Source organism: Achromobacter sp. (genome assembly GCF_057314935.1).
The window spans coordinates 19,153-22,440 of record NZ_DBHKZA010000089.1 but is presented as its reverse complement, the minus strand read 5'-3'; the positions used below and the strand labels follow the sequence as shown (position 1 = coordinate 22,440).

Sequence of the window (3,288 nt, the reverse complement as noted above, 5' to 3'; positions counted from 1 at the left end):
CGCCGCGCTGAAACTCATTCTGCGTATTGAAAGCCAGCCACAGCGCGGCTGACGCCGCAATTACCGCGATGAGCACCGATAAAACAACCATCGGCAGATTCCAAAGCAATACGGCCGGCATGCGCATGGCACCCATACCCAGATAATGCATGGCGGCGACGCCCAGTCCGGCGGCGAGCCCCCCCACCAGGCAACGTCCGAAGGTGAAACGGTCGCGGCCGACATACCAGAATGCCCACCCGGAAAAACCCGCGGCAACCACGAAGCTGAGTATGGTGAGGCCCAGCTGATAACCCACGTCGAAGGGCAGGTTCTGCGCCTGCATGCCGATGAAATGCATGCTCCAGATACCGACTCCACCCATGGCCACGGCGCCGATGAGGATGTAACCGATACGTATTTCACCGTCCTGGGTTTCGGTGCGGATACCGGCCGCGGCAAGCAGCGCCACATACGAGCCAAGTACCGCAATCAGGAACGAGAGCGCGACCAGCCCGCCATGAAACGAAAGGGGAACGACGTCGCCCGGGTTCATGAACGGCCCCAATGAAATGGCCTGCGATCGCGGCGTTGCGCGGTCAGGCATTTCCGAGAAGTACTGCAGTCACACGTGCCCATCTTGTGGACCCCCGATTGCCCGAAAACCGATGTGATTTGATACGTTTATATAGTCTTATCTATTAACATTTAATACACATCAGGGTTTACACCAATATTCGCGATACTTAGGCAATAGACATGTAACGGATATCCCGAAATTTATATCAATCCTATTAAAAACCCCTAGTTAACCCTGACTTATCTTATATGCATCGGTTCCCGAGCATTTCGCAATGTTGTTATCTTGTCGTTTCCGATCGGTCACAATGAAATAAATTGTCATTATCCTGGGCGGCTGGCACCATAACCGCCTGTGGCGTACGCAAACACTTCTTACCAATGTTGTGTCCCTATATATTCAATATTTAGTGAATATCGAATACATGGCCGGACAGCGCCTGAAGAAATGAGAGATACAAAAGGCATGAGACGTCCGTACCCGGCAAGTCCGCTTACCCTCGCCCTTATCTGCGCCCTTGCCTTCAGTGCGAATGCGCGCGCGGATGGCCCGCTGCGGGGCAACCCCGTTGACTCGCTGCCGCAGTTGGAAAGGCCCCCTGGCGCGCAGCAGCCTCCACCTGTCGTGGAAACGGCCACGCCCGAACAATTGGCGTTGCAAGCCAGGTTGGCGCAACGCATCGTGCCGCTCAACTTCGACGTGAGCGGCGTCCACGCCATTGCTTTTGACGAGGTGTCGGCCATTCTTGCGCCGTTGTCCGGCAAGGAAATCAGCCTGGGCGAATTGGTGCAGCAAGTCGACAAGATCACCCAGCTATACCGCGACAAGGGGTATCCCCTATCGTTCGCGCTGGTGCAGAACCAGACGTTCGCCAACGGGCTGGTCGTGGTTACGGTGGTCGAGGGCTATATCGGAAACGTGCGGATCGAAGGTGATATCGGCAATGCGCTGGACCGCCTGGAAACGCTGGCCGGCCCGTTGAAGGAAGACCGTCCGCTGCAGCAAGCCACGCTGGAACGCCAGTTGAATCTGATGCGTACGGTGCCGGGCGTGAAATTCACGCCCAACCTGGATCTGCCGCGCCGCGCGGATGGTGCGACAGAACTGGTGCTGACTGCCTCCCGCCAACCGGTGAGCGTGACAGGCGGCGTTGCCGATCTCGGCACTGGCATGCAGCCGCTGGTGAACCTGGGCACCAACAGCCTGACGCCGCTGGGCGAGCAGGTGAGACTGACGGCGTCCATCCCGTTCAACAGCGACGACGTCAAATACGTCATGGGCGAAGTCCGCGTGCCGATCGGTCCGGACGGTTTGGCGATCAAGGTCGACGGTTATCACTATGACGCCAAGCCCCAGGACGATGCCATCGAATACCTGGGATTTGAGCGGCGGGTGAAAAACGACCGCATCGGCATCGGCGTCAGTTATCCCTTCTTGCTGAACAACACCCGTTCCCTCACGGGGACGCTCGGCGTCTACGCCGCAAACTCCAAAGACCGTTACGACTCGCGCACATCGGACCTCTGGCTGCAGCAAGATGCGAGAGTGCGCGCCGCCAACGCTGAGCTTCGATATATTCAGGTCTCCGAAAGCAAGACGACAGACGTTACCGCGAGCGTATCGAAGGGGTTTGACGCGGCGGGTGCGAAAAAGGACATTTCGACCAACTATGGATATTCAGCCACGCCGATCCTTGATCTGGATTTCACGCGCTACAACCTGAATGCAAAACAAACGTTTGCGTTGCCCGCGCAGTTCGGACTGACATTTTCCGGCGCCGCGCAGTATTCCAGCAATATCCTGCCCTCGTCCGAGCAAGTCTCCTTCGGGAGCTGGCGCTATGCCATGGGGTATGCGCAAGGCGAGCAAAGCGGTGACAAGGGCGTGGGCGTATCGGCCGAAATCAATCGCCGTTTCGGCACGGGCTGGGAATACCTCTCGAGCGTGCAGCCGTATGCCTTGGTGGACTACGCGCGCACCTGGTACAACAACAAGAGCTTGCAGGCGATTAACCAACGGCACCTGTCATCGGTCGCCCTGGGCCTGCGGTTCACGGACGACAAATACTATCTGTTCGATTTCAACGTCGCCAAACCGATCGGGTCGGCGTCCGTCAACCATGACAGGGACGTGCGCTTCAATGCCAACTATTCCCTGTTCTACGACGCGTTCTGACCCAGGGACGATTCCTGCCCTACTGACCGGCGCCTGTTTTTACAGGCGCTTTTTTTTGCGCATCCCACACACCACGTTACGTAACGTCGCCCGTAACGTAACGGGAAATAACCTGCCATTCGTAACATTCGCAGGGTTTTTGCCGTCGCAAAAATGCGGGTTTCCCAAGCTTGGTGCAAACCCTCAACCTCTCACGCAAGCCAATGATTTATAAGGAGTTTATTTAGTAGCAAATATCAACGAAGAGCAAAAATCCGGGCGCGAGAAAAATGTTGGCACGATTTATGCATGGAGAGACGTATCGGGCAGTTTCATCGCCTGACCCATCCAACCCGAGGAGCTCGCCATGTATACCAAAGTAGACGCAAAGCGCATTCAACGTATTTTGACCTCCACCGTCATGGCCGCTGCTCTGATGAGCGCGCTGGCTGCTTGCGGCGGCGGCGGCGGGAGCGGCAAGAAGTCAGCCGGCCTGCCTGGTACCGATATTCCGACGAATCCGGGCGGCAACAATCCTGGCGGCACCGACCCGACCAATCCCGGCGGCACCGATC

The 3,288-nt window shown here is 57.2% G+C and carries 2 protein-coding genes and 1 pseudogene; 2 read left to right on the top strand and 1 reads right to left on the bottom strand.

The genetic code is table 11. The features are described from left to right. On the bottom strand, positions 1-535 hold a 535-nt coding region (locus tag ACO6D5_RS25220; RefSeq protein WP_485826881.1), incomplete at its 3' end, for an MHYT domain-containing protein. 489 nt (positions 536-1,024) lie between these two features. Between ACO6D5_RS25220 and ACO6D5_RS25215 the strand changes: the two genes are divergently transcribed. Beyond that, the gene (locus tag ACO6D5_RS25215) at positions 1,025-2,734 is read left to right on the top strand and encodes a ShlB/FhaC/HecB family hemolysin secretion/activation protein (RefSeq protein WP_485826882.1); all 1,710 of its coding nucleotides are present in this window, start codon (positions 1,025-1,027) and stop codon (positions 2,732-2,734) included. 346 nt (positions 2,735-3,080) lie between these two features. Continuing rightward, a pseudogene (locus ACO6D5_RS25210) lies at positions 3,081-3,288 on the top strand (collagen-like triple helix repeat-containing protein); the annotation flags it as partial.

Excerpts from the sequence above, each read along its gene's own strand:
- ACO6D5_RS25215 (WP_485826882.1), top strand. The coding sequence starts at position 1,025 with ATGAGACGTCCGTACCCGGCAAGTCCGCTTACCCTCGCCCTTATCTGC.